Consider the following 24,497-nt stretch of genomic DNA (forward strand, 5'->3'; position numbering starts at 1 on the left):
TTCTGCGGAGGCCTCTTATGCCGCCTTCGCCAACTGGCGAAGCACGTACTGCAGGATGCCGCCGTGACGGAAGAACTCGCGCTCCTTCGGGGTCAGCAGCAACACCTTCACGGTGAACTCCTTGACCGAGCCGTCCGGGCGCGTGGCCTTGACCGTCGCACGCTTCGCTTCGCCGCCTTCCAGGCCGGTGATGTCGAACACTTCGTCGCCCTTGAGACCCAGCGTCTGCGCGTTCTCGCCTTCGAGGAACTGGCAGGGGAGCACGCCCATGCCGACAAGGTTGGAGCGGTGGATACGCTCGAAGCTCTCGGCGATGACCGCCTTAACGCCCAGCAGCAGCGTGCCCTTGGCTGCCCAGTCACGCGACGAGCCGGTGCCGTATTCCTTGCCGGCGAGGACCACCAGCGGCGTGCCGTCGGCCTTGTACTTCATGGCGGCGTCGTAGATCGCCATCTGCTCGCCGGTCGGGATGTACTTGGTGTAGCCACCTTCGACGCCGTCCAGCATCAGGTTCTTGATGCGGATGTTGGCGAAGGTGCCGCGCACCATCACGTCGTCGTTGCCGCGGCGCGAACCGTAGGAGTTGAAGTCCTTCGGCTCGACACCCTTCGAGATCAGGAAGCGGCCCGCCGGGCTGTCCTTTTTGATCGAGCCGGCCGGCGAGATGTGGTCGGTGGTGATCGAGTCACCGAAGATGCCCATGGCGCGCGCGCCGTGGATGTCCTCGATGGTGCCGGCCTCGGCGCTCATGCCGTCGAAGTACGGCGGGTTCTTGATGTAGGTCGAATCGTCCCAGGCATAGGTCTTGCCGTCCGGTGATGCGATCTGGTTCCAGCGGCTGTCGCCCTTGAACACGTCGGCATAGGTCGCCTTGAACATCTCCGGACCGATCGAGCTGGCGATCAGGTCGGAGATCTCCTGGTTGGTCGGCCAGATGTCCTTGAGATATACCGGCTGACCATCGCTGCCGGTGGCGATGGCGTCCTTGGTCAGGTCGATATTGAGCGTACCGGCCAGGGCGTAGGCGACCACCAGCGGCGGCGAGGCCAGGTAGTTCATCTTCACTTCCGGATGCACGCGGCCTTCGAAGTTGCGATTGCCCGACAGCACCGACGCCACGGCGAGATCGCCCTCGGCGATGCCCTTGCTGATCTCGACCGGCAGCGGACCCGAATTGCCGATGCAGGTGGTGCAGCCGTAACCGACGACGTAGAAGTTGACCTTTTCCAGTTCCTTGAGGAGGCCCGTCTTCTCCAGGTATTCGGTCACGACCAGCGAGCCTGGGCCGAGCGACGGCTTGACCCACGGCTTGGAGGTGAGGCCGCGTGCAGCCGCCTTCTTCGCCACGAGGCCGGCCGCGATCATCACGGCGGGATTCGAGGTGTTGGTGCACGAGGTGATGGCGGCGATGACCACCGAGCCATCGTTGATGCGGAACGACTTGCCGTCCTTCTCGACGAGCACGCCGTCGTCGCCGACCTTGTTGCCTTCGTTGCCGACAGCGGTGCCGCCGCCTTCACCGTCGAAGCGGGCCACGTCGCCGTTCTTCGGCTTGCGGTTGCTGGTCAGCGGGCCGACGGCGTCGAGGAAGCTCTGCTTCACGCCTTCCAGCAGCACGCGATCCTGCGGACGCTTCGGACCGGCCAGCGACGGCTTCACGTCGGCGAGGTCGAGTTCGAGCACGGTGGTGAATTCCGGCTCCGGCGTGTTGGCGTCGTGCCACATTCCCTGCGCCTTCGCGTAGGTCTCGACGAGGGCGATCTGCGCTTCGTCGCGGCCGGACAGGCGCATGTAGTTCAGGGCTTCCTGGTCGATCGGGAAGATGCCGCAGGTGGCGCCGTATTCCGGGGCCATGTTGGCGATCGTGGCGCGATCGGCCAGCGGCAGGTTCTGCAGGCCATTGCCGAAGAACTCGACGAACTTGCCCACGACGCCGAGCTTGCGCAGCATCTGGGTCACGGTGAGGACGAGATCGGTGGCGGTCACGCCCTCCGGCAGCTTGCCGGTCAGGCGGAAACCGACGACCTGCGGGATCAGCATCGACGACGGCTGGCCCAGCATGGCTGCCTCAGCCTCGATGCCGCCCACGCCCCAGCCGAGCACGCCGATGCCGTTGATCATCGTGGTGTGCGAGTCGGTACCGAACACCGTGTCGGGATAGGCGAACGATTCGCCATTGACTTCATTGGTGAAGACGACGCGGGCGAGGTTCTCCAGGTTCACCTGGTGAACGATGCCGGTGCGCGGCGGCACGACCTTGAAGTTGTTGAAGGCCTTCTGGCCCCAGCGCAGGAACGAGTAACGCTCCTGGTTGCGCTCGAACTCGATCTCGACGTTCTTTTCCAGCGCGGACTCGGAGCCGAATGCATCCACCTGCACCGAGTGGTCGATGACCAGCTCAGCCGGGGCGAGCGGATTGATGCGGTTGGGGTCGCCGCCGAGCTTGGCGACGGCGTCGCGCATGGCGGCCAGGTCGACCACGCAGGGCACGCCGGTGAAGTCCTGCAGCACCACGCGCGCGGGCATGAAGGAGATCTCGGTATCCGGCTCGGCCTTGGCATCCCACTTGGCGACGGCCTCGATTTCCTTCGAGGTGACGTTCACGCCGTCTTCCTGGCGGAGCAGGTTCTCCAGCAGGATCTTCATCGAGTAGGGCAGGCGCTTGATGTCGAACTTGTCGCCGAACTTGGCCAGGCTGGCGATGGTGTGGCGCTTGCCGTTGACTTCGATACTGTCTCGGACCGAGAACGAGTCTTTCATGCTGTACTCCTGGCGTGCGTGCTTAGCTGGGGAGGCCGGGCGGCCCGGGACGGACCGCCAAAGGCGTCGATTATCGCGCAGTCTGCCGTGGGAGCGCGACCGGCTGAGACCGGCAGCGGCTAGAATGGCCGATTCGTGGCGCAGACCACGCGAATCTCGGCGGCGAAAGGATGAGGGCGGCGGGACATGGGCGCAAACGCATTTGATGGCACGCAGCGTTCGATGATTTCGATGGCCTTGTCGTCGGTGTCGCTGCGCGACCTCGCGCTGGTCCAGGCCGTGGCGCGCGAGGGCAGCTTCAACAGTGCGGCCCGGGCCATGTACATCAGCCCGTCGGGCCTTTCGCACCAGGTGCAGAAGGTGGAGCAGGCGCTGGGCGCCCCGCTGTTCGAGCGCGGCGGCCGGCGCGTGGTGCCGACCGCCAGCGGGCAGCGGTTGCTCGGCTATATAGAAGACGTGCTGGCGTCCGCCGAGCATCTGGAGCACGCCGCTCGTGCCGGGCACGTCGCCTTCGGGGGTGAGCTTCGTCTGGGCGTGCCCTCGACCCTGGGTCCGTACCTGCTGCCGCACTTCATCGAGCCGTTCCCGCAGCGTTTCCCCGGTGCGCGGTTGACCATCTCGGAAGGCAAACCCCGCGGCCTGCTGCGTCGTCTGCAGGAAGGCGAACTCGATGCCGTGCTGGCCCCGCCCGTTGCGACCGTGACCGGCCTGGAATCGACGGCGCTGTTCTTCGAGCCCTACGAACTCATGCTGCACACCGGGCATGCGTTGGCGGGCAGGGCGTCGATTCGCCTGGCGGAACTGGACGCCGCGGAGGCGACGCTCATGGCCGAGAGCCACGGCCATGGCGTCTCCGATCTGGGCATGGCCGGTTCGGCCCGGCCCGAGCGCATCCAGGACCTCAGCATCGAAAGCCTTGCCACGCTAGTGGCCTTGCGCGGCGGCTATACGCTTGTGCCGATCCTGGCTCACGAGCGGCTGGGGTCGATTCCCAACGTCGTATTGGCCGCGGTGGAAGACGCGCGGCCTGGCCGGCACATTTCTCTTTACTGGCGCAGTGCCACGCCGTGGCACGACGACCTGGCGCGCTTCGGGGATCTTCTGCGAACGCTGGCAGAAACCATCCCGGGGCTGGACGCGGCGCTGCCTCAGACCGTGGCGTAGCGACAACTGCCCAGACGCCGGGACGCTCGCCTCAACCGCCGTCGTCGAGCGTCGAGCCTGTCAGCAGGCCGCGCGCCAGCATGGCGCACTGCTTGCGATAGACCAGCAGTTGCCACTGGCGACCGCCGAGCTGGTTCCACAGCACTGCCGAACGTACCGCCGCAAGAAGCGACGCGCGCACGCGATCCACGTTCGCCTTCTGCTGCAGGTGCGCTGGCGTACCGGTGACCATCACCCGTGGCTTCAGGGTGGACAGCGTGGACGTGTAGAGATCGGCGAGGCGCGCGGCCACGTTGGGGTGCGTGATGCCGAAATGTTCGACCTGCCGCTGGGCACCGACGATGCCCTCGCGCAGGCGATCGACCAGGCCGCGCTGGCGCGACAACGCACGTTCCAGGCGAAGTACGGTGACTGCCATGCGCATGACCGCCACGTCGCGGGTCTGGTCCTCGAACTGCGCGACCAGCGTGCGCAATCCGCGGCGCACGCCGCCCACACCGCCGTATACGGAGGCCACGGAATCGGCATCGATGCGAAAGACGCTGGCGATGCTGGCCTCAAACGCCGCCTCGTCGCAGCGGCCGTCGGTCGCCAGTTGCTGGGCGAGGGCGGCGCCCTGGAAAACACCCGCCAGGGCGAGCACGCGTTCTTCGTTCATTCGGAAAACTCGGGGGAAGGGGGTGGAGCCAGGCCGCCGTAGGGAGCGTCGGTGGCAGCGATCACGGCACCGCCCAGGCATACCTCGTCGTCATACAGCACGACCGACTGCCCAGGCGTCACGGCGCGCTGGGGTTCGTCGAACGACACCTCCAGGGTGTCGCCGCGAACCGCGACAGTGCATGCCTGGTCGGCCTGGCGGTAACGCGTCTTGGCGGTGCAGCGGAACGAAAGGGCGGGCGGCTCGCCAGCGACCCAGGTGGCGTCGGTCGCTGAAAGCCGTGTCGATTGCAGCCAGCGATTCTCTCCGCCCTGCGCGACGACAAGCGTGTTGCTGGCGACATCCTTGCCCACCACGTACCAGGGCTCGTTCGGCGCGTCGGCTCGGCCACCGATGCCGAGGCCGTTGCGCTGGCCGAGTGTGTAATACATGACGCCCTGATGCTCGCCGATGACACGGCCACCCGGGTCGATCATCGGGCCGGGCCTGGCGGGAAGGTAGTGCGAAAGGAACGAGCGGAAATCCCGCTCGCCGATGAAGCAGATGCCCGTCGAATCCTTCTTCGCGTGGGTCGGCAAAGCCGCTTCGCGGGCCATCTCGCGCACGCGCGGCTTTTCGATCTCGCCGACCGGGAACAGCGTGGCGGCCAGTTGTTCCTGGCCCAGTGCATGCAGGAAATAGCTCTGGTCTTTCGCGGCATCGACGGCGCGCAGGAGGCGATAACGGCCGTCGCGGAAATCGACGCGGGCGTAGTGGCCGGTGGCGATCTTTTCCGCGCCGAGCGCTCGTGCGTGCTCGAGGAAGGTCTTGAACTTGATCTCGCGATTGCACAGCACGTCGGGATTCGGCGTGCGCCCCGCGGCGTACTCCGCGAGGAAATAGGCGAACACGCCGTCCCAGTACTCGCTCGCAAAATTTCGCGCATGGAAGGGGATGCCCAACCGGCCGCAGACGGCAACGGCGTCCTTGCGATCCTCGTCGGTGGTGCACGGGCCGGAGCGGTCGTCTTCCTCCCAGTTTTGCATGAACATGCCTTCCACCTCGTGCCCGGCTTCCCGGAGCAGGAGTGCGGCGACCGAGGAGTCCACGCCGCCGGAAACGCCGAGGATCACTTTCACGAGTCGACCCCAGGCAGCAGGCTCGACACCGTATCCAGCGGCAGGCGCCGACCGTCGAGCCAGGCGTCGATGGTGAGCAGGATCAGCGGCGTGCGCAGCCGGTCGCCGAGCGCCTCGATCTCGTCGCGCCGCAGCCATAGAGCGCGGCGGATACCCTTGTCCAGCGGCAGCGTCTCGTCGTGGGAAAGGACATGGGCCGAAAAGCCGAAGCGCAGAACCTGCTCGCCGTGCTCCGAACTGGTCCACTGCCACACCCCGAGGAAAGCGTCGAGCGCGACGCGGTGGCCGGTTTCCTCGAGGGTTTCGCGCACCGCCGCGGCCTGCAACGTCTCGCCCGGATCGAGGTGACCTGCAGGCTGGTTGTAGGCAATACGACCGCCAACTTCCTCCTCGACAATGAGGAAACGGTCGCCGCGCGCGACCACGCAGGCCACCGTCACCCGGGGGCACCACACGTTTTCGGTGGGGGAGCTGGTCGGCGTCATCGGCTTAAGGGGATAGGGCTCTGGAAAAAGGCCTATTGTGCCATCACCTGTGGGAATCGACCGGAAAGTGGCCCGGCTTCCGGTGTATAAACGACTCGCGTATCGAAGGCTTCAAATTAATGTCCCAAGAACACGAACACGATCAGGAAAGCGAACGCGGGCACGGCCTCGCCATTGAGACGGCCCGTCCCGACACTGCCAGGCCGCCGCTGTTTCAGGTCGTCCTGCTGAACGACGACTTCACGCCGATGGATTTCGTGATCGAGGTATTGCGCAGTTTCTTCGGTATGGACCAGGAGAGGGCGGTACAGGTGATGCTTCATGTTCACACGCGAGGAAAGGGCGTCTGCGGCGTGTTCACTCGCGAGGTGGCAGAAACCAAGGTGACTCAGGTCAACGAGTACTCACGGTCTCATCAGCACCCGCTGTTGTGCACTATGGAAAAGATGTAGCCGATCCCCCATCTGGAGTTCATGCGGCATTGAAAGGGGGCTCGCCCTCGCCGCCCACAGCTATCGGAGACGGTCCGTATGTTCAGCAAGGATCTCGAAGTCACCATCGGGCACTGCTACAAGCAGGCCCGTGAGCAGCGCCACGAATTCATGACCGTGGAGCATCTGCTGCTCGCCCTCACGGAGAATACCTCCGCCCTCGCCGCACTGCGGGCCTGCGGCGTCGATTTGCCACGCCTCGCGGCCGATCTCCAGCGGATCATTGCCGAGACGGTGCCGGTGCTGCCGGCCGGCGACGAACGCGATACGCAGCCCACGTTGGGCTTCCAGCGCGTGCTCCAGCGCGCCGTCTATCACGTGCAATCCTCGGGTCGAAAGGAAGTCACCGGCGCCAACGTGCTTGTGGCGATCTTCGGCGAGAAGGATTCGCACGCCGTGTACTTCCTGCACCAGCAGGAAATTACGCGCCTGGACGTCGTGAACTACATCTCGCACGGCATCGCCAAGATCGGCGACGAGTCGGCTGCCGCGGCGCCCAATGCCGAGCGTGACGGTGAGGAAGGCGGGGAAGGCAAGGGCAATCCCCTGAACGAATACGCCTCCAATCTGAACGAGCTTGCCATCCAGGGCAAGATCGATCCGCTGATCGGTCGCCAGGACGAAGTCGAACGGACCATCCAGGTGCTTTGCCGCCGCCGCAAGAACAACCCGCTTTACGTGGGCGAGGCTGGCGTGGGCAAGACCGCGCTCGCTGAGGGTCTGGCCAAGCGCATCGTCGAGGGACAGGTGCCGGAGGTGCTGGAAGACTGCACGATCTGGTCGCTGGACCTGGGCGCTCTGGTCGCCGGCACCAAGTACCGCGGCGACTTCGAAAAGCGCCTCAAGGCGGTGATCGCTCAGCTCAAGAAGCAGCCGAACGCGATCCTCTTCATCGACGAGATCCACACCATCATCGGTGCCGGTTCGGCGTCGGGCGGCACCATGGACGCCTCGAACCTGATCAAGCCCATGCTCGCCTCCGGCGAATTGCGCTGCATCGGATCGACCACGTTCCAGGAGTTCCGCGGTGTGTTCGAAAAGGACCGCGCGCTGGCTCGTCGCTTCCAGAAGATCGATGTGGTCGAGCCGACCGTGGCCGACTCCATCGAGATCCTGCGTGGTCTGAAGAGTCGCTTCGAAGAACATCACTCGGTGGAGTACACCGGTGAGGCTCTGCGTGCGGCGGTGGACCTCTCGGTCAAGCACATCCCTGACCGTCTGCTGCCCGACAAGGCTATCGACGTGATCGACGAGGCCGGTGCCCGTCAGCGCCTGCTGCCGGAAGAAGAGCGCACCGGCAGGATCGACGTGCCCGAGATCGAGTACATCGTGGCGAAGATGGCGCGCATCCCGGCGAAGCAGGTCTCGGCCTCCGATCGCGACGTGCTGCGCAATCTCGAGCGTAACCTCAAGATGGTCGTGTTCGGCCAGGATGGGGCGATCGAGGCGCTGGCTTCGTCGATCAAGATGGCGCGCTCGGGTCTGGGTGATCCGTCCAAGCCGATCGGCAGCTTCCTGCTTGCCGGCCCGACGGGCGTGGGCAAGACGGAGGTTACCCGTCAGCTGGCGATGCAGCTCGGTATCGAGATGGTCCGCTTCGATATGTCCGAGTACATGGAAGCGCATTCGGTGTCGCGTCTCGTCGGTGCCCCTCCGGGCTACGTCGGGTTCGACCAGGGCGGCCTGCTCACGGAGCAGATCACCAAGCATCCGCACTGCGTGCTGCTGCTGGACGAAATCGAGAAGGCGCATCCGGACGTCTACAACATCCTGCTCCAGGTCATGGATCGGGGTGTGCTGACTGACACGAATGGACGAGAGGCGAACTTCAAGAACGTGATCATCGTGATGACCACGAATGCCGGTGCCCAACTGGCTTCGCGTCGCGGCATCGGCTTCGTGAAGCAGAACCACGCACCGGACGCGATGGAGACCATCCGCCGCATGTTCACGCCCGAGTTCCGCAACCGTCTCGATGCGATCATTCAGTTCAATGCGCTCGACTTCGACCACATCCTGCGCGTGGTCGACAAGTTCCTGATCGAACTGGAGACCCAGTTGGCGGAGAAGAAGGTCAGTGTGGACGTGACGCCGGAAGCGCGCCGCTGGTTGGCGGAGCACGGCTTCGACCCGCAGATGGGCGCCCGCCCGATGGCTCGCGTGATCCAGGACAAGGTGAAGCGCGCGCTGGCGGACGAGCTGCTGTTCGGCAAGCTGGCCGAAGGCGGCAAGGTCACCCTCTCGGTCGAGGGCGATCAGTTGCACGTCGAAACGGAGTCGGCCGAGCCGGCCACGGCGGAAGCCTAAGAAAGGCAGGCGCCGCCATGGCGGCGGTAAGCCTGCGAGAGCTATAGCGGCGAGGCGGGTTTCCTCGCTGCTATAGCGGCTCCCTACAACAATAAAAAAGCCGCGGGCGTTTGCCGCGGCTTTTTTTGCCTCATGGAGGCGGCGCGAGGCGCCTTACTTCATGCGGTACGTGATGCGTCCCTTCGTCAGGTCGTAAGGGGTCATTTCGACCTTCACCTTGTCGCCTGTAAGGATGCGGATGTAATGCTTGCGCATGCGGCCGGAGATATGGGCAGTGATGACGTGCCCGTTCTCGAGCTGCACGCGGAACATGGTGTTGGGCAGGGTCTCGAGGACCGTGCCTTCCATTTCGATGACGTCGTCTTTTGCCATGTGTTCCGGGTCGACATGAACGGCCGGAATGGCCGCATAAGTCCACTAGTATGCCATAGGGGGCGGTGCGAGGCCACCGGGCGGCGCCCGGTGGCGGCAGGGATCAGCCGAATTGTTCGTCCAGCTTCCGGCGGATCTCGTCTTCGATGGTGCCGCGCAAGGGCGAGAGAAGCATGCCGAGTTCGGCCGTCACGTGGACGTCGGTGGCGGTCACCTCGATGGCGCCCTTCACGCCAGAACGCGCGAAGCTCATGGTGTCGCCGTCCCATTGGCCTTCGGTGCCGAATTTCTCGCTGATGCGAGCAGCAACTTTCTCGACCACCGTGCGGGCATTCTCGAGGGTCGTTCCATGGGGGCGGCGGATGTCGATCTTTGCCATCGCGGCGGGTCCTTCTGTTCGATGGAGTTGCCAAGTCTAGCAGCGTCCTTGTCACGGACCGATGACGCCTTTGCGTTCAAATAGATACCGCGCTCTGCTAAAGTCGCGTCGTCAACGTCCCGGTTCTTCCATGCGCATCGAATTCGTCAGCTCGGCACGCGGTGATTTCCACTGGTCACGGCCCGTGCTCACGATTGGCCGCGGGGAGGATAACGACCTGGTCGTGTCCGAAACCCAGGTCGCCGCGCGCCACGTCACCATCCACCGGGACCGTCGCGGTCTCGTGTTGCAGGTCGCACCCGAGACGGGGCGCGTGTACGTCAACGCACGACCCGTGCGCGAACGCGCGCTGCTGCGCCCTGGCGACAGCCTTTCCCTCGGTGACTGCCGAATGCTGGTGCGCGATGACGCGGACCTTGATGCCCGGGTGACCGTCGAGCCTACCGAATCGCGTTGCACCGTCGCCTTGCGGCCGGTGGCCGGCCCCTTGTCGGGTCGTGTGGTCGCGGTGGGCGACCGCCTGGAGCTGGGTTCCACCCACGGCGCGCTGCCCCTCGAACTCCCCGGCAACGACGCAGCCTTGCTGACGCTGGCGTGGGAGCAGGGGGATCTGGTGCTCGATGCTTCGCGTGTCCCCGCCCGTCACGCCGTGCGCGTCAACGGGGTGAAGGTGGTGCGAGCCTCGCTGCAGCCGGGCGACCAGATCGGCATCGCCGCCCACCGCTTCGTGGTCGATGGCCCCGGCTGGGCCGCGGAACCGGTAGTGATCATGTCGGACCCGGAGCCCGAGGTCGCCGTGCCGGACACTGACGCGCCGCGCGGGGACGTGTGGTGGCTGATCGCGACCGCCGCGCTGTTGGCGCTGGGTATCTCCGCAGTGCTTTTCATGCACTTCTGACGGGCATAATCGGCGTTACCTTCCCCACGAAGAGAACGAAGTGAGCAGAGACTGGAATTTCAGTGCCGGTCCCGCCGCGCTGCCGGAAGCCGTCCTCAAGCGTGCACAGGCGGAGCTGCTCGATTGGAACGGGTCCGGCGCCTCGGTGATGGAGCTGTCCCATCGCGGCAAGCGTTTCATGGAACTTGCCGCGGCGACCGAGCGCCGCCTGCGTGAGTTGCTCGGCATGCCGGACAACTACAAGGTGCTGTTCCTGCAAGGCGGCGCCACCCAGCACTTCGCACAGATTCCGATGAACCTCGCACCCGAGGGCGGCAGCGCCGATTACATCGTGACGGGCGTCTTCAGCCGCAAGGCCGTCAGTGAGGCGGCGTACCACGTGGATGCACGCATCGCTGCCACATCGGAAGCGAACGATTTCCTCAGCTTGCCGCCGCGCGAGCAGTGGACGCTGAATCCTGCGGCTTCGTACGTGCATTACACGCCGAACGAAACCATTCGCGGGCTGGAATTTCACGACATTCCCGACGTCGGCGACGTGCCGCTGGTCGCGGACATGTCATCCAACATCCTTGGCGCGCCGCTGGACGTCTCGCGCTTCGGCCTCATCTACGCGGGCGCGCAGAAGAACATCGGTCCGTCCGGCCTCGTGGTGATGATCGTTCGAGAGGATCTTCTTGCGCGCCCGCCACGCCCGATCGCGAAGATTCTTCGTTACGCGGAGCAGGCCGCCAACGACTCCATGCTCAACACGCCGAATACCTGGGGCTGGTATCTCGCCGGCCTCACCTTCGATTGGCTGGCGGCAGAAGGCGGACTCGCCGTGATGGGCGAACGGAACGCGCGCAAGTCAGCGCTGCTGTATGGCGTCATCGACAGCTCGAATGGTTTCTATCGAAACGATGTGGAGCGCGCTGCACGTTCGCGTATGAACGTGTCATTCGTGTTGCACGACAGTGCATTGGATGCGCTTTTCCTCACCGAATCGGAAGCGGCCGGTTTCATTGGCCTCAAGGGACACAAGGCCGTGGGTGGCATGCGCGCGTCGCTTTACAACGCCGTGCCCGAAGCCGCCGTGGAAGCGCTGGTGCAATTCATGCGGGACTTTGCGGCCAAGCACGGTTAAAGTCGGAAGTCGCCGCGCTGCAGCATGCATGCGCGGCGATAACCGTTTCAACTGCAACCACTTAGCCGCCTGGACGTCCATGAGCAAGACCCCCGCCGATAAACAAGCCACGCTGGCCGAGGCGCGTACGCGCATCGACAGCATCGACCAGCAACTGCAGTCGCTCATCAGCGAGCGTGCCCGTTGGGCGCAGCAGGTCGGCCGGGCCAAGGGCCCGTTGAAGGCGGCGGTAGAGTATTACCGACCCGAACGCGAAGCCCAGGTCCTGCGCGGCGTGATCGATCGTAACGACGGTCCGCTGCCGAATGCGGAACTCGTGCGACTGTTCCGCGAAATCATGTCGTCGTGCCTTTCGCAGCAGCAACCGTTGAAAATCGGTTTTCTCGGGCCGGAAGGCACGTTCAGCGAACAGGCGGTACGCAAGCACTTCGGTCACGCTGCCTACGGCTTGCCGCTGGGCAGCATCGAAGAGGTCTTCCAGGAGGTCGCGGCCGGTAACGCCGACTTTGGTGTGGTACCGGTCGAGAACTCGGGGCAGGGCATGATCCAGATGACCCTCGACATGTTCCTCGTGTCGAAGGCCACCATCTGCGGCGAAGTCGAACTGCGCGTTCATCAGAATCTGCTTTCGCTGAGCGGCGAGTTGAAGGACGTGAAGCGCATCTACTCGCATCCGCAGTCGCTGCAGCAATGCCAGGGCTGGCTGCGCGTGAATCTGCCGAATGTGGAGCGCGTGCCGGTGTCCAGCAACGCCGAGGCAGCGCGTACGGCGCGGCTCTCGCCCGAGTCGGCCGCCATTGCGGGCGAGACGGCCGGACGTGTGTATGGCCTCAAGACGGTGGCTGGTCCGATCGAGGATCGCTCCGACAACACCACGCGGTTCCTAGTGATCGGTCGCTCCATCTTTCCCGCGTCGGGCAACGACCGCACGTCGCTGCTGGTCTCCGTGCGCGACAAGCCCGGTGCGCTTTACGACGTGCTGAGCCCGCTGGCGCGTCATGGCATCAGCATGAATCGCATCGAGTCGCGACCGGCACATACCGGCAAGTGGCAATACGCGTTTTTTATCGACGTATCCGGCCACGTGGACGACGAGGCCGTGCAGGCCGCGCTCGAAGAAATGAAACCTGCCGCCGCCGACGTGCGTGTACTCGGTTCCTATCCTGTCGCCTTGCCATGACTCTTGAATTCGATGCTGCCGCGCTCGCCAATCGGGCGACGTCGGCGCTCCGCGCCTACGATCCCGGCCACGATCTTCCGGCGCTGCGCCTGCGCTTCGGCGAGATGCTGTCCGAGTTGGGTTCCAACGAGAACCCCCTGGGGCCGAGCAAGTCCGCGCTGCGCGCGGCCAATCGTGCGATCGAGGAGGCCTGGCGCTATCCCGATCCGCTCGGCGCGTCGCTGAAGCGGAAGCTGTCCGACGAACTGGGCGTGCCGTTTGCAGGCATTACCCTCGGCAATGGCTCGCATGAGCTGTTGATGCTGATGGCACAGTGCTTCGCGGACGAAGCGCATCCGGTCGTGCATTCGCAGTACGGCTTTGCGGTGTTCCCGATCGCCGCGGCCGCGGCGGGCGCACCGGCCGTCGCGGTACCTGCGCTGCCTGCCGACCATCCGGAAGCACCGTACGGGCACGACCTCGCCGCCATGGCAGCGGCTGTCACGCCTGCGACGCGGCTCGTGTATCTCGCCAATCCGAACAATCCGACCGGCACCTGGTTCACCGACGCCGCGCTGGAAGACTTTCTTGAGCGGATTCCGCCGCAGACACTCGTGGTGGTCGACGAGGCATATCACGAGTACGTGGATGCGGAAGGGCTGAGTACGGCGTTGCATCTGCTGGGGCGTTTTCCGAACCTCGCCGTCACGCGCACGTTCTCCAAGGCGTATGCGCTTGCGGGGCTGCGCATCGGTTACATGCTCAGCCATCCTTCGGTGGCGGCGGTGTGCGAGCGTCTGCGCGAATCGTTCAACGTCAATGGTGTGGCGCTGGCCGCCGCCGAGGCAGCGCTGGGCGACCACGAGCATCGCGCGCACGTGCGCGCCACCAATCGCCGTGATCGCACCTGGCTCGCAGGGGAACTCATGGCGCGCGGTCTGCGCGTGCTGCCGTCGCAGACCAATTTTTTGCTCGTCGATCTCGGCGACGACGCCACCGCGTTCGAGGCACATCTCTTTGAACGCGGCGTCATCGTGCGCCCGATGGTCGGTTATGGATTGCGGCACACGCTGCGCATAAGCGTCGGCAGCCGTACAGAACTGGAACGCCTGCTGGAGAACCTGCCGTGAGCCGCATCGATTGGTGTAGTTCCGCAGGCGGTCCGCTGCGCGGCGAGATCGTCGTGCCGGGCGACAAGTCCGTTTCGCATCGCGCGCTGATGTTCGGCGCCCTTGCCGAAGGCGTCACGCGCATCCGCGGGTTTCTTGAAGGCGAGGACACGCGGGCCACAGCCGCCATCCTCGGTCGACTCGGCGTACGTTTCGAAACTCCGGCACCGGGCGAGCGTGTCGTGCATGGCGTGGGCCTGCATGGGCTTCGCGGCAGCAGCGAACCGCTCGACTGCGGCAATGCCGGCACCGGCATGCGCTTGCTCGCCGGACTGCTTGCCGGACAGGCGTTCGACTCGACGCTGATCGGCGACGAGTCGCTTTCGCGGCGCCCCATGCGACGCGTGACGGACCCGCTGGGTTTGATGGGTGCCGTCATCGATACGAATGACGGCAAGCCGCCGCTGCGTATCCACGGTGGCAAGACGCTGCACGGCGTGACCTATGAACCGCCCGTCGCCAGCGCGCAGATCAAGTCGGCGCTGCTGCTGGCGGGTCTCTACGCCGAGGGCTTCACCGAGGTGGTAGAACCCCATCCGACCCGTGACTACACGGAAAGCATGCTGCGCGCCTTCGGCTGGCCGATCGACTACGCCCCCGGACGCGCCCGGTTGGAAGGCGGGCATACGTTGCGCGCGGTGGACGTCGACGTGCCGGCGGACTTTTCGTCTGCGGCCTTCTTCATCGTGGCCGCCTGCATCGTGCCGGGTTCCGAGCTTCGCCTGAAAGCGGTGGGTCTGAACCCGCGACGCACCGGCTTGCTGGCGGCACTCGAACTCATGGGGGCCGACATCGCCGTGGAGAACATGCGCAGCAGTGGCGGGGAAGACATCGGCGACCTGGTCGTGCGCTACGCACCACTGCACGGCGTGGCGCTGCCCCTGGACATCGTGCCGGACATGATCGACGAGTTCCCCGCACTGTTCGTCGCGGCGGCGACGGCCGATGGCATGACGACCATTCGCGGTGCGGCCGAGCTGCGCGTGAAGGAGTCGGATCGCATCGCCAGCATGGCTCATGGCCTGAAGGCCTGTGGCGTGAAGATCGACGAGTTGCCGGATGGCGCGATCATCCAGGGTGGGCCCATCGGTGGCGGCACGATCGACAGCCATGGCGATCATCGTATTGCGATGAGTTTCGCCGTGGCCGGGCTGCTCGCGTCCACACCGATCGTCATTGGCGACTGCGCCAACGTCGCGACCTCGTTCCCCGGCTTTGTCGCTTTGGCGAATGGCGCCGGCTTTCGGTTGGAGGCGGCTTGATGGCGTTCCGTCGGTGACGTCGAGGCGCTAACCTTCGCCTTTCCGTTACCCGGGCGCCGCCATGGCCGAGAAGATTCCTCCGTTCGTCGTTGTCGTGCCCGCACGCTTCGGCTCCACCCGGTTGCCGGGCAAGCCGCTGTTGAAGATCGGCGGCGAATCGATGATTCGCCGCGTGGCGGCCAGGGCAGGGCAGGCGGGGGCGGCGCAGGTGGTGGTTGCCACCGACGACGAGCGCGTGGCCCGCGAAATGAAAGGCTGCGGCGACATCCTGGTCTGCATGACCAGCCCCGACCACGCCTCCGGCAGCGACCGGATCGCCGAAACCGCCCGCCATTTCGGCTGGCCCGAAGACACTGTGGTGGTCAATCTCCAGGGCGACGAGCCGTTCGCACCCGCGGCGGGCATTCGTGCCGTTGTGGCGACTCTGGCGGGGGACGACGCGCCCATGGCAACCCTCGCCACGCCCATCGAGCACGCCGAGGAGCTTTTCGACCCGAACATCGTAAAGGTGGTGCGCGGCGGCAACGGTCGCGCGCTGTACTTCACTCGCGCGCCTGCGCCCTGGGCACGGGACGCGTTCGCGCGCGACCGCCAGGTCCTGCCGCCCGGTGTGCCGTTCCTCCGCCATATCGGCATCTACGCCTACCGTGCGGGCTTTCTGAGCAGGCTGGCGGCCCTACCACGCACGGCGCTGGAACAGGCCGAATCGCTGGAGCAGCTCCGGGCCCTCGAGCACGGGTACCCCATCTCGGTGCGGCAGACGCCCGAACCGTTCCCGCCGGGCATCGACACGCGGGAAGACCTTGAGCGGGCCGAACGCTGGCTGGCTGGGCAGGGCGTGTAGGAAATCCCCTTCCTGCGACCGGGGGTACGGCCCACACCCTTCCTCGGCTTGCACCGGGCGCGCTCCATGGGGCGGCAACGTAATCTAACCCCGTCGCCACACTGATCCCTACACGGAAGGCGACGCTCCCACGGATGGCCCTCGCCGACATGGCTCCCCCATGTCGGCGTTTTCGCGTCCGTGACCAGCTGACGCGGTAAAATGTCCGGATGGAGCACACCGAGTCGCATCCGTTCGACGGCAAGGCCTTCGTCCGCCACCTCACCACCTCGCCCGGCGTCTACCGCTACTTCGATGCGGAGGACGAGTTGCTGTACGTGGGGAAAGCCGCCAACCTCAAGAAGCGCGTCGGCAATTACTTCCTCAAGCCGCCGATGGACCCGCGCATCGCGTCGATGGTCTCGCAGATCGCGCGGGCCGAGGTCACGTTGACCCGTACCGCGGGCGAGGCATTGCTGCTGGAATCGCAGCTCATCAAGTCGCTGAAGCCGCGATACAACATCGTGCTGCGCGACGACAAGAGCTACCCGTATATCTATCTGTCGGGAGGGGAAGACTACCCGCGGCTCGCGTTCCACCGTGGTGCCAAGGCCGGGCCGGGTCGCTATTTCGGGCCGTACCCGAGCACGTTCGCCGTGCGCGAGAGCCTCGGCTTGATGCAAAAGCTGTTCAAGGTGCGTCAGTGCGAAGACAGCTACTTCAAGAACCGCTCACGACCCTGCCTGCAGCACCAGATCGGTCGTTGCAGCGCACCGTGTGTGCGCCTGATCGAGGTGGATGACTACAGAAACGACGTACGCCACGCCGAGATGTTCCTCGAGGGGCGCAGCAGTGCGGTGATCGACGAACTGGCCGTCTCGATGGAGAAAGCGTCGCGGGAACTGAACTTCGAGCGGGCAGCCACGTTGCGGGACCAGGTAGCCGCTCTGCGCAAACTGCAGGCGCAGCATTTCGTGCAGGGCGCCAGTGCGGACATGGACGTGATCGCCTGCTGCATGGAAGGCGGTATGGCATGTGTGAGCGTGATGTTCTTCCGCAACGGCGTGAGCCTGGGCTCGCGGGACTTCTTCCCGCGCCTGCCCACCGACGCCTCGGTATCGGACGTGCTTTCGCAATTCGTGGCGCAGTACTACCTCGATCGCCAGGTGCCACGCGAGCTGGTGCTGAGCGACCCGATAGAAGACATGGACGTGCTGGCATCGGTGCTGTCCGATCATGCCGGCTACACTGTGTCGTTGAAGCCGAGCGTGCGTGGCGAGCGTGCGCGTTTCCTGGAAATGGCTCAGCGCAACGCCAGCGCGGCGCTGACGTCCCGCCTCGCGAGTCGCCACACCTTGCTGGCCCGGTTCGACGACCTGCAAAAGGTGCTCGGTCTGGAGGCCACGCCGCGTCGTATCGAGTGCTTCGACATCAGCCACACGCGTGGCGAACTGACGGTGGCATCGTGCGTGGTCTTTGGTCCGGAGGGGCCGGAGAAATCGCATTACCGACGATTCAACATTACCGGCATCACCCCGGGCGACGACTACGCCGCTATGCACCAGGCGCTGACCCGCCGTTTCAAGAAGGTGGTCGAAGGCGGCGCCAGGCCCGACATCCTCCTGATCGATGGCGGCACCGGCCAGGTGGCGCAGGCGGTGGACGTGTTGCGGGAGCTTGGGGTGGATGGCATTCGCGTGGTCGGCGTGGCCAAGGGGCCCGGACGCCGCGCAGGCGAGGAAACGCTCGTGCTGGCCGACAGCGGCACCACGTTGCATCCGGGTACCTCGTCGCCCGCGCTGCACCTGGTGGCCGCCGTGCGTGACGAAGCGCACCGTTTTGCCATCAGCGGACATCGCCGTCGTCGCGAGGCGGCGCGCGAACGGAGTACTCTGGAAGACGTTTCAGGCGTCGGTGCGCGTCGGCGCGCTGCGCTGCTCAAGGCGTTTGGTGGCCTCGCCGGTGTGGAAGCCGCGGGCGTCGAAGAATTGATGAGTGTGAAGGGTATTGATCGCGGCCTTGCCGAACGCATCTATGCCATGCTGCACCCCTGATGGACATGGAGACGTCGCGCACGCAGCGCCCGTCTCCCGCACCGGCCGACCTATGCGAATCAACCTCCCCACCTGGCTGACCCTGTTCCGCGTGCTGTTGCTGCCGGTGATGGTCATCGTCTATTACCTGCCGTTCCGCGGCGCCAACCTGACGGCCGCCCTGGTCTTCGTCCTGGCGGGCTTTACCGACTGGCTCGACGGCTACCTCGCGCGACGTCTTCAGCTCACCTCGGCCTTCGGGGCATTTCTCGACCCGGTGGCCGACAAGCTGATGGTGGCGGTCACGCTCTTTCTCCTCGTGCAGTCGCATCCCGGCGGGGGCTGGTCGAGCATCCTGATGGCCGTGACGGCCTCGGTGATCGTCGGGCGCGAGATCAGCGTGTCGGCCCTGCGCGAGTGGATGGCCCAGATTGGCGCGCGTTCCAAGGTCAAGGTCGCCTTCCTCGGCAAACTCAAGACCGCGATGCAGATGGTGGCCCTCGTAGTGCTGCTGCTTCAGCACGACGCAGAGACCTTGCGCCTGTATCACATCGGTGAGGCCTTGCTGGTCGTGGCCGGCGTGCTGACGATCTGGTCGGGCCTCGACTATCTCCGCGCCGCATGGCCGAGCCTGCGCGGAGATTCAGAGGATGTGACAAAAAGTGAAAAAAAATCGGTGCAAGGTAGTTGACACATTCGGCATCTGATCTAAAATAGCCGGACAACGACGCGGGAATAGCTCAGTTGGTAGAGCACGACCTTGCCAAGGTCGGGGTCGCGAGTTCGAGTCTCGTTTCCCGCTCCAAGTTCTTACAAAACCTCGGACCTCCGAGGTTTTGTTTTTTAAGCGCTACGCGGATACTCTTCGCCTGCGCAAGCGATGGCCGGGTGGCAGAGTGGTCATGCAGCGGACTGCAAATCCGCGTACGCCGGTTCGATTCCGACCTCGGCCTCCATCGCATTCCAAGGCGCACCTGCTAACGCAGTGCGCCTTTTTTTCTTTCCGCCCGGATGGCGAAACCGGTAGACGCAAGGGACTTAAAATCCCTCATCCGAAAGGGTATGTGGGTTCGAGTCCCACTCCGGGCACCAAGGCCTACAGCCCGAAACGGATATGCGATTTCGGTCCGCAATTTCGGTTTCGGTCCGCAATTATTTCGTCGGGTCCACTTTCGCGCCGCGCCGCGAGCGGACGTAAGCCTCAGTCATCACCACCGACGTATGGCCTAGCTGCCGCTGTGCCTGGCGGATGTCGCCGCTCGAATCGGTCTTATCCGATGCCGCCTTCGCACGCAGATCGCGAAACTGAAAACGCAAGCCCGTGGCCTCGCGTACGCGGTCGAAGCGGGCGCGGAGCTTCGCTGCCGTGAGCGGCCTCCCATCCTCATCCACAATGAGCCGCATCGCTCTCACGGCATGGTCGCGTTTGCGCTCTGCGATCCTGGCCAGAAGCTCAGCGAGTTCACCGGTCACGCCGATGCGCAGCTTCGCTCCGGTCTTCGCCTGGGTCAGCTCAAGCGCACCGTCGCGCACGTCCGTTTCCTGCATGCGCAGAACATCCGCGGGCCGCTGCCCAGTTAGGTATGCGAGATCCATGGCGTCGCGTAGCGGCTGGTCGGCCGCTTTCCAGAACGCGGCGTAGGTCGCATCGTCGACGTACACGTCGCGCGCCTTCTCCTTGTTCCCCTTGATGCCGGCGCACGGATTCGCCAATGCGGTGTAGCCAGCGTCGCGTGCGAAGTTCCAGATGTGCGAGAGCAGCGCCTTCTCGCGATTGGCGCGCACCGGGGAGCCCGATCGATGCGTGAGGTACTTGCGCACATGGACTGGGGTTATCGCGTCGAGTGGGCCCGGCGGATCATCGAAGAAGTCCAGCAGCTGCTTCAGCTCGCGCGCGTTACAGGCCTGCGTGGCCGGGGACTTGGTGGGAATTACCACCGCCCGGTATCGATCGGCCACGTAGCGGAAGGTGATGACTTCGGCGAGCTTCTCGCGCGCGTAGCGACTGCGCTCGTGTTCGGCCCACTTCTGGATCGCGAGACCGTAATCCGAGCCCAGCGGTTCCTCCCGACGCGGCCGGCCACCGTGGTCGTAGTAATAGTGCACGACACCGGATGGCTTACGCCGCGCGCGGAGGCGCGGTACCGCATCAGGTCGCGAAGGTCGACGTCCCATCCTATGCAGCCTTGTTCGGGTTCCAGGCCGGCTTCGGGGTCGATGCACGACCCGTCTGCCCCTCGACCGCGGCAACGGTGACCACCGGCCACCCCGCGTTGTCGACATAGTGCCTGATGCCATTCCTGCGGAGGAAGGCCAGCTGCTTGGCGCGGGTGTGAGCCCGGGTCAGCTCGGCGATCTCTTCGCGAGAGAGGCACAAACGCTGTTCAGCCGCCATGCGGCACCTCCGTTTCGGCAAAGCTATAGGCCCTTGCGCCGTAGTCGATGAAAACAATGCGTCCGTCAGGCAGCCGCCCGACGTCTTTTGACCCACGCTCGAACGGCGAAGGATCCTCGCCAATAACGTGGATTTCGAAGCTGTGCTCGTCGTCCCATGCCTCGTAGTCGTTTCGAGAGACCTCGGCACAGCGTGGCATGACGACGACCCAGCCCCACCGGTCGGCGAAAAGGACAGGGCACATGAGCGATCGCCGGTTATCAGTCGCCCACAGATGACGTTCGTCCCTGTTTGCATAACGACCAATCGAGCGGTGCGGCTGGGTAAGCCGCGGAACCTTAATGGCCCATGGTCCGATGAGGAATACGACCCTGGATGCTCCCTTTCTGATCATCGCTCGCCTCCTGAGGCACGCTGGAACTCTATAACCCACACCCACGGGTTGTTGGCCCAGCTCGTGCCGGGCTTGGCGAGGCCGTCCCAGAGGTGTGTAAACCAGTAATGGGCACGATCGACGGTGTCACCGAACCCCTCGGCTCGGGCCTGCGGCTCGCTGATGTCCTGCAAACGCTCCACGCGTACGCCCGTCACTTGGAGCGTGATCCGGCTGGCCCAGCGGGGCATGAAGCGGGCATGACGGTAGCGGCCCGGTGTGGCTTCGCCCGGCTTCGAGCCGAACTCCCGCCAGTCCTTCGCGTTGTTCAATTCACCGTCGGCCTCGTACTGGATAGGGCACCACGGGGAGCGGTATCCAGCGCCGATGCATGCCTCGGCGATCTGCTTGCCCGACCGATCATCAAGCCCTGCCGGCGCTCGCCAAGCCTCGCGAACCCACAGCCGGTCGCCTACCTCGCCATATGGGCACGGATACCAGTAGTCCTGTGCGCGATCGAGGTCCTCGCGCCATGGCCAGGGCTTGCCGTCGTCGCGCTCCTCGATGCTCTGGAACGTCGGCTTCACCACCCGCCGCGTCACGGTCTTGCGGCCTTCGAGGATGGCGCGCACCATCGGCGCACTGAAAAGGATGGGGAGTTCACGCATGGGAGTTCGCGGCGCTCGTGGCAATATCTCGGCGGAGTGGTTGACAGCGGTCACCTTCGGCCTCTTGGGGGCACTGGTTGGCATGGGTTTGGCTGCGGCTTTCAATTTCGCTGCTGGCAAGACCGTGATCGAAATGATCGGGACCATATTCGGCGCCGCTGCACCGGTCGCTGGGGCCGTTTGGCTGGCTAATCGAACGGAGCGCTCTTCTACCCGGAAGCGTCGTCGCGCGCTCGTCGAAGCGATCGTTGTGGTGCATCAGAGAGCGCAGAGCTTGTCTAGACTCATAGATACCGGGCTCTCTCGAAATCGCGAGGATCCCCACCCGGACTTTATGGCAGCCATAACGCCTCTTGAGACCGCCAAGAAGGATCTCGAGCATTTTCGGGCTCTGGTTGACCCCACGGATTACGACGTCGTAGTTACCATGCTCCGTGCCGACGAGGCTTACGCGGCTCTTGAAGCACATTTCGTTACCTTGCGTACTGCCACGACATTCGCTGATCCTGAGTTCGGCAGGAAAGCGCTCGCGTCGGGGCAGGCTGCCGTCGAAAACCTGATGGACCACACTGGAGCAGCGGCAACGGACTTGCTGACCATGGATTTTGGTGATCGGGTGCTCGTGGGACTGAGAAAGCGAGAGCGCTTTCAGCGTTAGCGTCACGGCTGCACCTCCCCATGAGTAACCACGGTGTCGTTCTTGGAATAGACGCGCCAGTCGTCGAGAGTCGATGAAAGCTCCGATACAGGCGGCTGCTCGGTGTAGAACACCTCGTCACCATCAACGCGCGTGACGTAGAAGGTGTCCTTGCCGTTCGTGAGAACGTCTCCCGGAACGGGCTGGTTGCGGGGATCACGATCAGCCACGGGGCACCTCCAGCGCGGCGGCATTCAGCTTCTCGGCAAAGTTCTCCGCTGCATCGGCGTTTTTGAAGCGCCGAGCCTCACGGCACCCAGGCGATACGTAATACTCCACGTCTCCTGTGAACCTCGGATTCTCTCGGCGCCGAACCACGTTCCAGCTACGCACGATTCCGAAGGGCGGCACTGCGTACCACTCGCGCTTCATCACTTCACCTCCGGCGCGGCGGCGAGCAAGTGCATGGACCGCGCGTCATCAATGGCCGCTCGCCACTGCTCAACGCTGCCGTGGTCGACATCGGACCTGCGCATCCACTCGCGCACATCGTCGTCCGTCGGCGTGTAGGTATCCGGCACGCCCACGGCGCTCGGCTGGGCGACGATGAAACGACGGCCGTCTGGGTCATTCGACAGCCACTCCAAGAACCGCCGCATGCGCGTCATGAAACTCTCGCTGTGGCCGTGGCGTCGCCCTGTAAAGACGTGGCATGCCTCCCAGGCCATCTCGTCCGTCATCTCGGCAGGCGTGGCGACAGCTAGGCGCGGGGTGCGCAAGAGTTTCGAAACACTTTCCATCGTGTCGTTTTCGTCGTCGGTGAGGATGTGTGCGACATGCCCATGCACCTGTTCAAACTCGTCCGCCAAGCCCACCCCATCGCCCACCGCCTGCTCGGGCTTCTGCTGGATGGCAAACATTTCCAACTCGGCAATGGCGCGGATCATCGCGGCCCGTACGCCGGCGCGGAAGTACTCCTCCTTAGCTGGCTTGAATTCGACCGGGCGCTCAATCTCGTCAACGAGTGCCGACAACTTGCGCTGCAGCGTCCCGACGTAGAGGGACTGTCCCGCCGCCTGTTCGACAGGCTCGGCGGCTTGCTTGGTGAGTAGGTCGATCATCAACCGCTGATCTTCGGGCGCGATGTGCAGATAGCACGTGCCCTCTGAGGGCGGGTCCACGTACATGCGTTTCAGCTTGTCCAGCAGCGTCGTCGTGCTCATGCCCCAAGCTCCTTCACGCGCTGATTGATGGCGTCGCGCTTGTCATATTCCTTGCGAAGCTGGGCGCCGATCTTTTCCGCCAGGTCGACGACGGCCTGTTCTGCGGCTTCCCCGATGGAATCGAACTGCGCAACGAACTCCGCGTTCTTGTCCATGTTGCCGGTCAGCTCGAGCTTGCACCCGAGGTCCGACGCGTGGACCGTGATCTTGATGGTGCTCATTCCTTCTCGGCCTCCTGCTTCTTCGCCTGCTCGATGGCGGCGGTTATCTTGGTGATGAGGGACTCGGCGGCGGCTGGGGACATCACCTGGTGATAGCCACCTACGAAGACGTGGACCTTGCCGGCGATGGCGCAGGCGTCGGGGCGCTCGGCGTTCGGTTTCATGCGAAGGCCGCCTGCTGCTTGGCATAGATGAGTGCCCACTTCCACGCACCCCTGAACTCGAGCGACTCGACGAAAATCGAGTCCTTGATCGAGACCTGGTAGCGCGTAAAACCCTGACTATCGCGAATCACACGGATGCGCGGCTTGTGCAGGTTGCATGGCTTGGGGCGGATGGGGAGGTCCATGGTCAGGCCTCCGCCGCCGACTTGGCGAACGACGGATGCTTCGTCGCCATGTGCTTCGCCAGCTGCTCGAACGTCCGGTTGCAACAGGGGCACACGCCGTGTCCGACGCGGGCCTTGACCTTGCGCAGGCGCGTGCTCACGGCCTTGCGGGTGCGCTGGCTGATGGCGAGCTGGTTTGCGTAGGCCTCGCTGCGCTCACGCTCCTGCTGGAGCCGCGTGCGCTCCTGGTCCAACTGACCGGCAAGCTTCTGTGCGCGGTCCTTGTCCGTTTCGCCGGGAAACCACTGCGAATGCCCGTTCGGGCAATAGAAGCTCTTGCGATCGCTGCGGCGTGCGGCGATATACGCCGCCGACATGCAGAACGAAACGCTGCAGCTCGCGCAGTGGATCACCTCGAAGGTTTCCGACTTTACGATCGTGGCCATGG

The 24,497-nt window shown here is 64.6% G+C and carries 28 protein-coding genes and 3 tRNA genes; 15 read left to right on the top strand and 16 right to left on the bottom strand.

Annotation, left to right across the window (positions count from 1 at the left end; all coding sequences use genetic code 11):
• Window positions 1-15 precede the first annotated feature (15 nt).
• The gene (gene acnA, locus IM816_RS05515) at window positions 16-2,760 is read right to left on the bottom strand and encodes an aconitate hydratase AcnA (protein WP_250340085.1); all 2,745 of its coding nucleotides are present in this window, start codon (window positions 2,758-2,760) and stop codon (window positions 16-18) included.
• A gap of 186 nt (window positions 2,761-2,946) precedes the next feature.
• Here acnA and IM816_RS05520 point away from each other — a divergent pair, with 186 nt between their 5' ends.
• A complete protein-coding gene (locus IM816_RS05520) occupies window positions 2,947-3,924 on the top strand; it encodes a LysR family transcriptional regulator (protein ID WP_250340086.1) in 978 nt (325 codons plus the stop codon).
• A 31-nt stretch (window positions 3,925-3,955) separates the two neighbouring features.
• Here IM816_RS05520 and hflD read toward each other — a convergent pair whose 3' ends face one another.
• Genes hflD through IM816_RS05535 form a run of 3 tightly spaced genes read right to left on the bottom strand, consistent with a single transcriptional unit; the run spans window position 3,956 to window position 6,185 of the window.
• Window positions 3,956-4,582, bottom strand: a complete 627-nt coding sequence (gene hflD / locus IM816_RS05525; protein ID WP_250340087.1) for a high frequency lysogenization protein HflD — start codon at window positions 4,580-4,582, stop codon at window positions 3,956-3,958.
• Window positions 4,579-5,700 carry a tRNA 2-thiouridine(34) synthase MnmA gene (mnmA, locus tag IM816_RS05530; protein ID WP_250340088.1) on the bottom strand — a complete coding sequence of 374 codons (1,122 nt, stop codon included), beginning with the start codon at window positions 5,698-5,700 and terminating at the stop codon, window positions 4,579-4,581. Before mnmA ends, hflD begins: the two co-directional genes overlap by 4 nt.
• Window positions 5,697-6,185: an NUDIX hydrolase gene (locus IM816_RS05535; protein ID WP_250340089.1), complete on the bottom strand. Its 489-nt coding sequence runs from the start codon at window positions 6,183-6,185 to the stop codon at window positions 5,697-5,699. Before IM816_RS05535 ends, mnmA begins: the two co-directional genes overlap by 4 nt.
• A gap of 119 nt (window positions 6,186-6,304) precedes the next feature.
• Between IM816_RS05535 and clpS the strand changes: the two genes are divergently transcribed.
• Entirely contained in the window at window positions 6,305-6,637 is a 333-nt protein-coding gene (clpS, locus tag IM816_RS05540) for an ATP-dependent Clp protease adapter ClpS (RefSeq protein WP_072323065.1), read from the top strand.
• A 78-nt stretch (window positions 6,638-6,715) separates the two neighbouring features.
• Entirely contained in the window at window positions 6,716-8,983 is a 2,268-nt protein-coding gene (gene clpA / locus IM816_RS05545) for an ATP-dependent Clp protease ATP-binding subunit ClpA (RefSeq protein ID WP_250340090.1), read from the top strand.
• 153 nt (window positions 8,984-9,136) lie between these two features.
• Here clpA and infA read toward each other — a convergent pair whose 3' ends face one another.
• Window positions 9,137-9,355: a translation initiation factor IF-1 gene (infA, locus tag IM816_RS05550; protein WP_072323067.1), complete on the bottom strand. Its 219-nt coding sequence runs from the start codon at window positions 9,353-9,355 to the stop codon at window positions 9,137-9,139.
• A gap of 103 nt (window positions 9,356-9,458) precedes the next feature.
• Window positions 9,459-9,734: a polyhydroxyalkanoic acid system family protein gene (locus tag IM816_RS05555; protein ID WP_072323068.1), complete on the bottom strand. Its 276-nt coding sequence runs from the start codon at window positions 9,732-9,734 to the stop codon at window positions 9,459-9,461.
• A gap of 130 nt (window positions 9,735-9,864) precedes the next feature.
• Here IM816_RS05555 and IM816_RS05560 point away from each other — a divergent pair, with 130 nt between their 5' ends.
• The 11 genes from IM816_RS05560 (at window position 9,865) to IM816_RS05610 (ending at window position 19,296) form a co-directional block, all read left to right on the top strand.
• Window positions 9,865-10,632: an FHA domain-containing protein gene (locus IM816_RS05560; RefSeq protein WP_250340091.1), complete on the top strand. Its 768-nt coding sequence runs from the start codon at window positions 9,865-9,867 to the stop codon at window positions 10,630-10,632.
• 40 nt (window positions 10,633-10,672) lie between these two features.
• On the top strand, window positions 10,673-11,758 hold the full coding sequence (gene serC, locus IM816_RS05565) for a 3-phosphoserine/phosphohydroxythreonine transaminase (RefSeq protein WP_250340092.1): 1,086 nt from the start codon (window positions 10,673-10,675) through the stop codon (window positions 11,756-11,758).
• A gap of 79 nt (window positions 11,759-11,837) precedes the next feature.
• Complete coding sequence (gene pheA / locus IM816_RS05570; RefSeq protein WP_072323071.1) at window positions 11,838-12,938, top strand: prephenate dehydratase; 1,101 nt, start codon at window positions 11,838-11,840, stop codon at window positions 12,936-12,938.
• Entirely contained in the window at window positions 12,935-14,047 is a 1,113-nt protein-coding gene (gene hisC / locus IM816_RS05575) for a histidinol-phosphate transaminase (RefSeq protein ID WP_250340093.1), read from the top strand. Before pheA ends, hisC begins: the two co-directional genes overlap by 4 nt.
• A complete protein-coding gene (gene aroA, locus IM816_RS05580; protein ID WP_250340094.1) occupies window positions 14,044-15,348 on the top strand; it encodes a 3-phosphoshikimate 1-carboxyvinyltransferase in 1,305 nt (434 codons plus the stop codon). The genes hisC and aroA overlap by 4 nt, the downstream gene beginning before the upstream one ends.
• A gap of 61 nt (window positions 15,349-15,409) precedes the next feature.
• Window positions 15,410-16,192, top strand: coding sequence for a 3-deoxy-manno-octulosonate cytidylyltransferase (kdsB, locus tag IM816_RS05585; RefSeq protein ID WP_250340095.1), 783 nt, complete (start codon window positions 15,410-15,412; stop codon window positions 16,190-16,192).
• Between the two features lie 209 nt (window positions 16,193-16,401).
• Entirely contained in the window at window positions 16,402-18,225 is a 1,824-nt protein-coding gene (uvrC, locus tag IM816_RS05590) for an excinuclease ABC subunit UvrC (protein ID WP_072323075.1), read from the top strand.
• 52 nt (window positions 18,226-18,277) lie between these two features.
• Window positions 18,278-18,895 carry a CDP-diacylglycerol--glycerol-3-phosphate 3-phosphatidyltransferase gene (gene pgsA, locus IM816_RS05595; protein ID WP_250340096.1) on the top strand — a complete coding sequence of 206 codons (618 nt, stop codon included), beginning with the start codon at window positions 18,278-18,280 and terminating at the stop codon, window positions 18,893-18,895.
• A 38-nt stretch (window positions 18,896-18,933) separates the two neighbouring features.
• Window positions 18,934-19,009 (top strand) — tRNA-Gly (locus IM816_RS05600).
• Between the two features lie 77 nt (window positions 19,010-19,086).
• Window positions 19,087-19,160: transfer RNA gene (locus tag IM816_RS05605), tRNA-Cys, on the top strand.
• Between the two features lie 49 nt (window positions 19,161-19,209).
• Window positions 19,210-19,296, top strand: a tRNA-Leu gene (locus IM816_RS05610).
• Between the two features lie 60 nt (window positions 19,297-19,356).
• On the opposite strand, the gene IM816_RS05615 is transcribed toward IM816_RS05610, so the two are convergent.
• From IM816_RS05615 to IM816_RS05630, 4 genes are read right to left on the bottom strand one after another with little or no spacing between them, the layout of a single operon-like run.
• On the bottom strand, window positions 19,357-20,379 hold the full coding sequence (locus tag IM816_RS05615; RefSeq protein ID WP_250340097.1) for a tyrosine-type recombinase/integrase: 1,023 nt from the start codon (window positions 20,377-20,379) through the stop codon (window positions 19,357-19,359).
• A 1-nt stretch (window position 20,380) separates the two neighbouring features.
• Window positions 20,381-20,599: a DUF4224 domain-containing protein gene (locus IM816_RS05620; RefSeq protein WP_250340098.1), complete on the bottom strand. Its 219-nt coding sequence runs from the start codon at window positions 20,597-20,599 to the stop codon at window positions 20,381-20,383.
• Entirely contained in the window at window positions 20,589-20,993 is a 405-nt protein-coding gene (locus IM816_RS05625) for a hypothetical protein (RefSeq protein ID WP_250340099.1), read from the bottom strand. The genes IM816_RS05620 and IM816_RS05625 overlap by 11 nt, the downstream gene beginning before the upstream one ends.
• Window positions 20,990-21,640, bottom strand: a complete 651-nt coding sequence (locus IM816_RS05630; protein WP_250340100.1) for an ASCH domain-containing protein — start codon at window positions 21,638-21,640, stop codon at window positions 20,990-20,992. The genes IM816_RS05625 and IM816_RS05630 overlap by 4 nt, the downstream gene beginning before the upstream one ends.
• On the opposite strand from IM816_RS05630, the gene IM816_RS05635 reads away from it, so the two are divergent.
• Complete coding sequence (locus tag IM816_RS05635; RefSeq protein ID WP_250340101.1) at window positions 21,639-22,298, top strand: hypothetical protein; 660 nt, start codon at window positions 21,639-21,641, stop codon at window positions 22,296-22,298. The genes IM816_RS05630 and IM816_RS05635 overlap by 2 nt on opposite strands.
• Before the next feature lie 2 nt (window positions 22,299-22,300).
• On the opposite strand, the gene IM816_RS05640 is transcribed toward IM816_RS05635, so the two are convergent.
• The 6 genes from IM816_RS05640 to IM816_RS05665 all read right to left on the bottom strand — a co-directional run bounded on the left by IM816_RS05640 (window position 22,301) and on the right by IM816_RS05665 (window position 24,495).
• Entirely contained in the window at window positions 22,301-22,507 is a 207-nt protein-coding gene (locus tag IM816_RS05640) for a hypothetical protein (protein ID WP_250340102.1), read from the bottom strand.
• A 201-nt stretch (window positions 22,508-22,708) separates the two neighbouring features.
• Window positions 22,709-23,500 (bottom strand): hypothetical protein, encoded by a 792-nt coding sequence (locus IM816_RS05645; protein WP_250340103.1) that lies wholly within the window; start codon window positions 23,498-23,500, stop codon window positions 22,709-22,711.
• Window positions 23,497-23,721 (bottom strand): hypothetical protein, encoded by a 225-nt coding sequence (locus tag IM816_RS05650; protein WP_250340104.1) that lies wholly within the window; start codon window positions 23,719-23,721, stop codon window positions 23,497-23,499. Before IM816_RS05650 ends, IM816_RS05645 begins: the two co-directional genes overlap by 4 nt.
• Complete coding sequence (locus IM816_RS05655) at window positions 23,718-23,885, bottom strand: hypothetical protein (RefSeq protein ID WP_250340105.1); 168 nt, start codon at window positions 23,883-23,885, stop codon at window positions 23,718-23,720. Before IM816_RS05655 ends, IM816_RS05650 begins: the two co-directional genes overlap by 4 nt.
• Complete coding sequence (locus tag IM816_RS05660) at window positions 23,882-24,070, bottom strand: hypothetical protein (RefSeq protein ID WP_250340106.1); 189 nt, start codon at window positions 24,068-24,070, stop codon at window positions 23,882-23,884. Before IM816_RS05660 ends, IM816_RS05655 begins: the two co-directional genes overlap by 4 nt.
• A gap of 2 nt (window positions 24,071-24,072) precedes the next feature.
• Entirely contained in the window at window positions 24,073-24,495 is a 423-nt protein-coding gene (locus IM816_RS05665; protein WP_250340107.1) for a hypothetical protein, read from the bottom strand.
• Between the last annotated feature and the right edge of the window lie 2 nt (window positions 24,496-24,497).

It is taken from the genome of Luteibacter flocculans (assembly GCF_023612255.1).
GTDB lineage: Bacteria > Pseudomonadota > Gammaproteobacteria > Xanthomonadales > Rhodanobacteraceae > Luteibacter > Luteibacter flocculans.

Excerpts from the sequence above, each read along its gene's own strand:
- acnA (WP_250340085.1), bottom strand. The coding sequence starts at position 2,760 with ATGAAAGACTCGTTCTCGGTCCGAGACAGTATCGAAGTCAACGGCAAG.
- IM816_RS05520 (WP_250340086.1), top strand. The coding sequence starts at position 2,947 with ATGGGCGCAAACGCATTTGATGGCACGCAGCGTTCGATGATTTCGATG.
- hflD (WP_250340087.1), bottom strand. The coding sequence starts at position 4,582 with ATGAACGAAGAACGCGTGCTCGCCCTGGCGGGTGTTTTCCAGGGCGCC.
- IM816_RS05535 (WP_250340089.1), bottom strand. The coding sequence starts at position 6,185 with ATGACGCCGACCAGCTCCCCCACCGAAAACGTGTGGTGCCCCCGGGTG.
- clpS (WP_072323065.1), top strand. The coding sequence starts at position 6,305 with ATGTCCCAAGAACACGAACACGATCAGGAAAGCGAACGCGGGCACGGC.
- clpA (WP_250340090.1), top strand. The coding sequence starts at position 6,716 with ATGTTCAGCAAGGATCTCGAAGTCACCATCGGGCACTGCTACAAGCAG.
- infA (WP_072323067.1), bottom strand. The coding sequence starts at position 9,355 with ATGGCAAAAGACGACGTCATCGAAATGGAAGGCACGGTCCTCGAGACC.
- IM816_RS05555 (WP_072323068.1), bottom strand. The coding sequence starts at position 9,734 with ATGGCAAAGATCGACATCCGCCGCCCCCATGGAACGACCCTCGAGAAT.
- IM816_RS05560 (WP_250340091.1), top strand. The coding sequence starts at position 9,865 with ATGCGCATCGAATTCGTCAGCTCGGCACGCGGTGATTTCCACTGGTCA.
- pheA (WP_072323071.1), top strand. The coding sequence starts at position 11,838 with ATGAGCAAGACCCCCGCCGATAAACAAGCCACGCTGGCCGAGGCGCGT.
- hisC (WP_250340093.1), top strand. The coding sequence starts at position 12,935 with ATGACTCTTGAATTCGATGCTGCCGCGCTCGCCAATCGGGCGACGTCG.
- kdsB (WP_250340095.1), top strand. The coding sequence starts at position 15,410 with ATGGCCGAGAAGATTCCTCCGTTCGTCGTTGTCGTGCCCGCACGCTTC.
- uvrC (WP_072323075.1), top strand. The coding sequence starts at position 16,402 with ATGGAGCACACCGAGTCGCATCCGTTCGACGGCAAGGCCTTCGTCCGC.
- pgsA (WP_250340096.1), top strand. The coding sequence starts at position 18,278 with ATGCGAATCAACCTCCCCACCTGGCTGACCCTGTTCCGCGTGCTGTTG.
- IM816_RS05615 (WP_250340097.1), bottom strand. The coding sequence starts at position 20,379 with ATGGGACGTCGACCTTCGCGACCTGATGCGGTACCGCGCCTCCGCGCG.
- IM816_RS05620 (WP_250340098.1), bottom strand. The coding sequence starts at position 20,599 with ATGGCGGCTGAACAGCGTTTGTGCCTCTCTCGCGAAGAGATCGCCGAG.
- IM816_RS05625 (WP_250340099.1), bottom strand. The coding sequence starts at position 20,993 with ATGATCAGAAAGGGAGCATCCAGGGTCGTATTCCTCATCGGACCATGG.
- IM816_RS05635 (WP_250340101.1), top strand. The coding sequence starts at position 21,639 with ATGGGAGTTCGCGGCGCTCGTGGCAATATCTCGGCGGAGTGGTTGACA.
- IM816_RS05630 (WP_250340100.1), bottom strand. The coding sequence starts at position 21,640 with ATGCGTGAACTCCCCATCCTTTTCAGTGCGCCGATGGTGCGCGCCATC.
- IM816_RS05645 (WP_250340103.1), bottom strand. The coding sequence starts at position 23,500 with ATGAGCACGACGACGCTGCTGGACAAGCTGAAACGCATGTACGTGGAC.
- IM816_RS05650 (WP_250340104.1), bottom strand. The coding sequence starts at position 23,721 with ATGAGCACCATCAAGATCACGGTCCACGCGTCGGACCTCGGGTGCAAG.
- IM816_RS05655 (WP_250340105.1), bottom strand. The coding sequence starts at position 23,885 with ATGAAACCGAACGCCGAGCGCCCCGACGCCTGCGCCATCGCCGGCAAG.
- IM816_RS05660 (WP_250340106.1), bottom strand. The coding sequence starts at position 24,070 with ATGGACCTCCCCATCCGCCCCAAGCCATGCAACCTGCACAAGCCGCGC.
- IM816_RS05665 (WP_250340107.1), bottom strand. The coding sequence starts at position 24,495 with ATGGCCACGATCGTAAAGTCGGAAACCTTCGAGGTGATCCACTGCGCG.